Below are 7,827 nucleotides of genomic sequence, written 5' to 3'. Positions count from 1 at the left end.
TTTTTGAAAAATATTTAGGACACTATTGGTGTAAAAGTGGTTTTATATATGTTTGGGATAAAAGTAAACCGCTGGATAGGTGCGATATCAAATAATTGGTCATCAAGAAAAGAAGATGAGCAATCAAGAGAGGGAGATAATGATTTGATGGCCTATTATCAAATAGTGAAAGTGGAGGCATTAAAAAGGGCTGAATCCAACGCGAGGAATTCAGCCCTAACTACAATTCAAAAGGTTTCAGCGAACACCAATAACGCTATTTATATTATTTAATATTAGGCTCTTCCAGACCGAGACCTTTATTCTTATCAACGACTTTCAGAATTAAACCGATAATCAGTGCGGCTACACCGAGTCCCGCTAACATGATAAGCGGTGCGGTGTAATTGAGTTGGGTCGCATCCGTCACTCCGGGGTTGGTTTGGTCCAGAACCTTACCAATCAGCAGTGGGAACAACCACAAGCCAATATTTTGGATCCAGAATATTAAGGCATAGGCCGATCCTATGATTTTAGCGTCGACCAGTTTGGGAACGCTTGGCCATAAAGAGGCCGGAACCAAAGAGAATGAGGCGCCAAGCACGAGAATCGTCAAATAGGCAACAATCACGCCGCCAACTTCGTTGCCCTTGAATGCCGGTAATACGAACGCAAAGGTGAGGTGGCAGGCAATGAGCAGGAGTGACCCCAGAACCAACATTGTCGCAGCTTTGCCCTTATGGTCTACGTAGTTACCCAAAATGGGTGTGATGCCAACGGCCAACAGTGGGAATACGGCAAAGATTGACTCTGCAGACTGGCGCATATAACCCATATAGCAATAGGCGATAAGAGCGAGAATTGAAAGACTCAACACACTGTATTTAACGGCCTTATTCTTCATGAAATTAAACATGAAGGCGGTGATGGCTACCAAAAGCATAATCAGATACTGCACAATTGTAACTGAGGTAGAAGCCCAGAACGAATCTGACGGAATCTCTGTAAAAGTAAGATTACATTGCAGCATGTTTACAGCATACTTTTGGAAAGGGAAGATAGCCGAATAATACAGCACGCAAAGCAACGAAACAAGCCAAAAGCCGCTGCTCTTTAAAATCTGTCCCAGGTCACTGATCTTGAACGGATCGTCTTTTTCTTCGGCCTCGCCGGTTTGCGAATCCAGCTTTTTATCCATAAAGAAATAAACAATGATCATGATAAGTGCAATGCAAAGCAGAACGACACCAAAAGCTACGGAACGGGATACGTCGATTTTGTCGCCCAGTTTCGCAAAGAACGGCGAGAATATCATGCAGGTGGCAACTCCCAATCGGGCAAGTGCCATCTCTGATCCCATCGCCAATGCCATCTCGCGTCCTTTGAACCATTTGACAATACCACGAGAAACGGTAATACCACCCATTTCCGTTCCGCAACCGAAAATCATAAAGCCGATAGCCGCTAATTTGGCTGAAGCCGGCATTCCTTCGTAGAAAGGAGAGACGCCAAGCTGTTCAAAAACGGGAATATGATTCAGGTTATTGGTAAACCATGTCTCCAATCCTGAGCCGATAAAGCTCTCGCTGACAGCATAATACTTAATCAACGCACCGCCAAGCATGACGGCACCGGACAGAACCGCAGTAAATCTTACCCCCATCTTATCAAGAATTATTCCCGCGAAGATGAGGAAGAAAGCAAAGACATTCAAGAAGGTTTCTGAGCCTTGCATTGTACCGAAGGCCGTTGAATCCCAGCCGCGTTGCGACAGCATGAGGTCTTTGATGGGTGACAATATATCTACAAAGATATAAGCACAGAACATTGCTAATGCAAGAAGCAGGAGTGCGGTCCATCGCAGCGCCGCGGAATCTCTAAGAGTTTTGTTCATTTGATCTGACATAATTATTATTGATTCATTATTATTTTGTACAAAATATGGCGCGTTATTTCTTCAACCACTTATCAAGCCAAGAGAAGAAAGTGCGCTGCCAGAGTATCCCGTTCTGTGGTTTCAATACCCAATGGTTTTCGTCCGGGAAAAGCAGGAGTTCGGCCGGAATGCCATGTATGCGGGCTGCATTGAAAGCGCCCATGCCCTGGTTGGCGTTGATTCTGTAGTCTTTCTCTCCGTGAATAACGAGAATGGGAGTGTCCCAGTTTCCCACGAACTTATGGGGACTGTTCTCATAAGTCCTTTTGGCATTTTCGCTGACTTTCTGTTTCCAATACGCGTCTTCGTATTCCCAGTTGGAAAACCATACTTCTTCCGTATCAGTATACATGCTCTCTAAGTTGAAGGCCCCATCGTGGGAGATAAAGGCTTTGAAGCGTTTTTGATGATGACCGGCCAGATAATATACGGAAAAACCTCCGAAGCTGGCTCCGACACATCCCAGTCGATCTTTGTCAACAAAGGGGAGATTGGCTGCGTCATCAATGGCCGCAAGGTAGTCATTCATACATTGTCCGGTCCAGTCACCGCTGACCTCCTCGTTCCATTCGCTTCCGAATCCGGGTAAGCCACGGCGGTTAGGCGCAACAATGACATAGCCGTGAGCGGCCATAATCTGGAAATTCCAGCGATAGCTCCAGAACTGACTTACAGGGCTTTGTGGTCCTCCCTCACAGAAGAGCAGGGCAGGGTATTTCTTGTTAGCGTCAAAGTGGGGAGGCAGGATAATCCATACAAGTTCCTCCTTGCCATCTGTCGTTTTTACCCAACGTTGCTGAATTTTGCCCAATGCCAACTGATCAAAGATGTGCTTGTTCTCGAAAGTAATTTGAGCAATCATTGATTTCTTGGCTGTTTTTGAAGGTTTGAGGATATAAATGTCGTCAGGAGTGCTCATGGAGTGGCGTGTAACGACTAAGTCTTTGCCTTTGCCCAAGAGCTGGAGGCTGCCATAATCGTTCCAGCCATCGGTCAACTGAAGAATCTCACCGTTTAAATTTGTCTGATATACATTAATACAGGCATGCCAACAGCCGAGAAAATATAGATTCTTGCTGTTGCTTGCCCAGATATAGTCATCTACATTCGAGTCGAAACGTTCTGTAACATAGTTCTTTTTTCCTGTTTGCAAATCCATGACACACAGCCTGTTGCGGTCACTTTCGTAGCCATTGTGCTTCATGCTTTGCCACGCCAGATATTTACCATCAGGTGAGAATTTGGGATTGACGTCATAGCCGACCTGACAATCCTTGCCCTGCGCATTCACAGCCTGATCCTTCATGGTGTGTGTCGCGTCAATCTTGGGCTCGGTATAGTTGGCGGGCTTACAGAGATTGCGGCACTTACCGGTAGCAACTTCATACAGATAGATATCAGTATCGGTGGATATGGCGTATTGCAGTCCTTCTTTCTTGCGACTGGTATAGGCTATGAATCTGGAATCCTTGCTCCAGTCTATCTGCTCTATACCACCAAACGGAGCTACGGGAGCCTCAAAAGGTTCACCTGCCATGATATCTGTTGCTGTGCCTATTCCGTCTGCGTTGACATCCGCGACGAAAGGATGGGCAATCGTCTCTACATAGTGATCCCAGTGGCGATAGTTCATATCGGTGATTAGTCGCCCTGTTGCTTTCGGGAGATCCGATGGATTCTGCTTGATGGTGCCGTGGTAGGGTATGCTTTTAATGAACACAACCTTTTTTCCGTCAGGGGAAAACTTGAAGCCTTCTATTGCCCCCCGGGTATGTGATAGCTGTTTGCGGTTGGCTCCATCAGGATCCATGCTCCAGATTTCGCCACTGCGGAGAAATGCGATCTTGCGACCATTCTCTATCCAGGCTGCATCGCTTTCATTTTTACTGTCTGTCGTCAGTTGCTTTTTGTTGTTACCGGAAGAATCCATGACATATAGTATAGTATGGCTGGCATTCGCTTTCACACTATAATATGACACCTGATAAGCTATTGACTTCCCATCGGGCGAAGCGCTGACTTGCCCAATGCGTCCCATGGCCCATAAGGCCTCGGCCGTCATGAGGTCGGAATTAAGCTTAATCTCATTTCTTTGAATCATAGTCTGCGCATTTACATTACTGCCACAAATACAAGCAGATAAAGCTAAAATTAAAAGTTTTCTATACATGATACTTGATATTAGGAAAATTAAAAATAGGTTAGGGGGGAATCCCTAACCTATGTTGGTAATTCTAAAGTTCTCTTTTTTTTCTTTCCAGCTCCTTGCGTTGGTTCTGTAGTTTCATTTGTTCTTCCTGCATAGCCTGCAGTCTGGCAGCCAAGCCTCCCAACTTCTTTTGCGGATTCTTTTTGTTCTCCTCATAGCGGGTTTCCAGAATTTGGAGCAACTTCTCATCATTTGTTGTCTTGCGCAGTGCCCACATGATGGCTGCACTGAAGAACAGCGAAATGAAATAATAGAAATTAAGACCGGCGCTGTAATCATTGAACATGAAGAAGAACATGACCGGCATGAGATACATCATCCATTGCATTATTTTCATTTGCTCCGCTTGCTGGCCGACCATCTGGTCTTTCTGTTGGCGCATTGTCATCCACGAGTAAAGCACATTGGCGATACAGAATAAAATGCAGGTTAGGCTTAAATGGTCTCCAATCAACCAAATGTTGGTGTTCCATTCCCAAATGGGATCGAACGTACTAAGGTCTTTGATCCAAAGGAAACTCTCTCCGCGAAGCTGAATAGCATTAGGCACAAAGTTGAACATGGCAATCCAGATTGGCATTTGAATCAGCATGGGCAGACAGCCACTGAGCGGACTGACGCCGTATTTGCTGTATTCGGCCATCATGGCCTGTTGCTTTTGCATTTGGTCTTCGGGTTTGTTGAATTGTGCCGTTGCCGCATCTAATTTTGGTTTCAACACTCTCATCTTAGCCGAACTCATATAACTTTTCTTTACCATGGGATAGGTAATGAGTTTGAGCAACAGCGTGATGAGAATAAGAACAATACCCATGTTGATATTCAGTCCCGTCAGGAAGTCGAACACATAAATGGTGAACCAGCGATTAATGATTCTGAACAATGGCCATCCCAAGTAAACAAGGCGCTGCATTTCCAGATTCTTGCCAAATGAACTTTCCTTCTCTACTTTCTTGAGCAAGCGGAAATCGTTGGGACCAAAGTAAAAATCAAACTGTGAATTCGTCTGGCCCGTCGGATCAAAGACTGTTTTCAGTTTGGCCTCGTATTGTTTCAGATAGCCACTGCCTTTCTCTTGCGGAATGGATGTCATGGAGGCATTGGCCTTGAAATTATCCTTAGCAATAAGAACGGCTGAGAAGAATTGGTTTTTGAAAGCTACCCAGTCGATGGCGTCCTCAACAGGTTCGTCAATATGTTCCTTGGTTTCATTCAAGTAGTCGGTGCCGCCTTCAATCTTATGATACGTCAGCGTAGCATAGCGGTTCTCAAAGGTGAAACCACGCTCTTGTTGTTTGATCTTGTCTTTCCAGTTGATGTCAAGTGTATTGGTATTGGGCGCAAAAGCATTTGCCAGTCCTACGACAGCCATTTGTGAGTGGAGCAGATAGTCGCTTCCTAATGTGTAGCTGAGTGAGATGTATCGGCCCGCGCCGGCTTCTGCCGTAAACACGACCGTAGAATCAGTAATCTGTGAAGGCGTGAAATAGAGATCTTGCGTGTTGATGTTTGACTCCTTGGTCGACAGGGTAAAATTCAACTGTTGGTCAGTACCGTCGAAGAGTGTAACGGAAGAAGCGTCTTGCGAACCGTCTTTGACTTTCAGGTTATGCCCCGCATAGCCCTTGATGACAGCCTTAGTGACAGTTGCGCCTTTACTGCTGAGCGTCAGTTCCAATTTAGAATTATGCAGGATAATGTTTTCATTCCTGCCGGTCATTGCCTGATGGAACAGGGCCGTCGTATCTACGGCTGTTTGTTTCTTGGCCGTTTCCTGTTTTTGAGCTGCCATAACTTTGGCAGCCTTTTCCGCCTCTTTTTTTACTACATTCTCAATAGAGTCTTTTACAAAGGCAGCCCGCTGCTCTTCAGCCGAAGGTTGGGTGTACCATGTGAATCCAAATAGTACTAAGGCAATAAGAATAAAGCCTATAATTGTATTTTTGTCCATTATTTTTTGTTTGCGATTGCTGTTTTAACAAAGTCGACAAATAGCGGGTGTGGATGGAGAACCGTAGATTGGTACTCCGGATGATACTGCGTGCCAATATACCATTTCAATCCGGGTATTTCCACAACCTCAACTAAATCACTTTCGGGATTGTGCCCTACGCACATCATGCCGTTTTTCTCATATTCTTTTTGATAGTCGTTATTGAATTCATAACGATGACGGTGTCTTTCCTGAATATGTTCTTTCTTATAAATATCGAATACGCGTGAATTCTGTGTCAACACACATTCGTAAGCACCTAGACGCATTGTACCACCCATGTTAGAGATATTCTTTTGTTCTTCCATGATATCAATTACATTGTGTGGTGTTTTTTCGTCCATTTCTCTGCTATTGGCATCCTTATAGCCCAATACGTTACGAGCAAATTCAATAACCATCATCTGCATACCCAGACAAATACCGAATGTAGGAATGTCGTGCGTACGTGTGTAGTGAGCCGCAATAACCTTTCCTTCTATACCTCTCTGACCGAATCCGGGGCAGATGACAATACCATTCTGTCCTTGAATTTTTTCAGCGATGTTATCTTCTGTTATCTCTTCAGAATTGATGAAGTTGATATTCACCTTATAATCATTATAGGTGCCGGCGTGAGACAGGCTTTCCCGAATACTCTTATACGCGTCTTGAAGATCGTATTTACCTACAAGACCGATATTTACGGTATCTTTGGCGTTGTTTCGTCGTTCGATAAATGCTTTCCAAGGACCGAGAGCAGGCTTTTCACCTATTTCCAAACCAACTTTCTTTAATACGGCCGTGTCCAGTCCCTGATCTTGCATATTGACGGGTACTTCGTAAATACTGGGTAGATCTTCGCTTTGGAAAACACAATCGAAATCAACGTTGCAGAATGCCGCAACTTTCTTTCTTATATTTTCTTCAAGGGGCATTTCCGTTCTCAGAACGAGAATGTCGGGCTGAATACCCACACTCTGCAGTTCTTTGACGCTGTGTTGCGTAGGCTTGGTTTTTAGTTCGCCGGCCGCTTTTAAATAAGGTACATACGTTAAATGTATATTGATGGCGTTCTTTCCTAATTCCCATTTCAGCTGGCGGATGGCTTCCATGAAAGGCGCGCTTTCAATATCGCCGATGGTTCCGCCAATCTCCGTGATGACAAAATCATAATGAAACTTTTTGCCCAAGAGTTTTACATTGCGCTTGATCTCATCCGTGATGTGTGGAACAACCTGAATGGTCTTCCCTAAATAGTCACCACGACGTTCTTTGTCGATGACGGCTTTATAGATACGGCCCGTTGTCAGCGAGTTGGCTTTGGTTGTTTGAATACCGGTGAAACGTTCATAGTGACCCAAGTCAAGGTCGGTTTCCATGCCGTCAACTGTAACATAGCACTCTCCATGCTCATAGGGATTAAGTGTTCCCGGGTCAATATTAATATACGGATCAAACTTTTGGATGGTGACATTATATCCTCTTGCTTGGAGAAGTTTGCCTATAGAAGCGGATATAATACCCTTGCCAAGTGATGAAACTACGCCACCTGTAACGAAAATGTATTTTGTCTCAGCCACGATAAAATAAAATTTATAAATTCCAATTTGCAAAATTAATTTATTTTTGTGAACTATGCAAGTGAACGGAGGTTTTAATCATAGGTATTTCGTCCATTTTCAATCGATTAATTTATTAATTGCGAATTTATTTATTTGTTTATTATTA

4 protein-coding genes are annotated in these 7,827 nt (G+C 44.2%); all 4 read right to left on the bottom strand.

The window, feature by feature from the left end:
• Positions 1-265: 265 nt before the first annotated feature.
• The 4 genes from JHU38_RS09840 to JHU38_RS09825 all read right to left on the bottom strand — a co-directional run bounded on the left by JHU38_RS09840 (position 266) and on the right by JHU38_RS09825 (position 7,679).
• Positions 266-1,885, bottom strand: a complete 1,620-nt coding sequence (locus JHU38_RS09840; protein WP_107580784.1) for an MFS transporter — start codon at positions 1,883-1,885, stop codon at positions 266-268.
• Between the two features lie 43 nt (positions 1,886-1,928).
• Positions 1,929-4,085, bottom strand: coding sequence for a S9 family peptidase (locus tag JHU38_RS09835; RefSeq protein WP_107580783.1), 2,157 nt, complete (start codon positions 4,083-4,085; stop codon positions 1,929-1,931).
• Between the two features lie 64 nt (positions 4,086-4,149).
• Complete coding sequence (gene yidC, locus JHU38_RS09830) at positions 4,150-6,075, bottom strand: membrane protein insertase YidC (protein WP_107580782.1); 1,926 nt, start codon at positions 6,073-6,075, stop codon at positions 4,150-4,152.
• Complete coding sequence (locus JHU38_RS09825; RefSeq protein ID WP_107582260.1) at positions 6,075-7,679, bottom strand: CTP synthase; 1,605 nt, start codon at positions 7,677-7,679, stop codon at positions 6,075-6,077. Before JHU38_RS09825 ends, yidC begins: the two co-directional genes overlap by 1 nt.
• Between the last annotated feature and the right edge of the window lie 148 nt (positions 7,680-7,827).

The sequence above is a fragment of the Prevotella illustrans genome (genome assembly GCF_017426725.1).
In the GTDB taxonomy this organism is placed as follows: domain Bacteria; phylum Bacteroidota; class Bacteroidia; order Bacteroidales; family Bacteroidaceae; genus Prevotella; species Prevotella illustrans.
This window is presented reverse-complemented; position numbering and strand designations above follow the sequence as displayed.

Bases quoted from the DNA above. Each gene is read 5' to 3' on its own strand.
- JHU38_RS09840 (WP_107580784.1), bottom strand. From the start codon at position 1,885: ATGTCAGATCAAATGAACAAAACTCTTAGAGATTCCGCGGCGCTGCGA.
- yidC (WP_107580782.1), bottom strand. From the start codon at position 6,075: ATGGACAAAAATACAATTATAGGCTTTATTCTTATTGCCTTAGTACTA.
- JHU38_RS09835 (WP_107580783.1), bottom strand. From the start codon at position 4,085: ATGTATAGAAAACTTTTAATTTTAGCTTTATCTGCTTGTATTTGTGGC.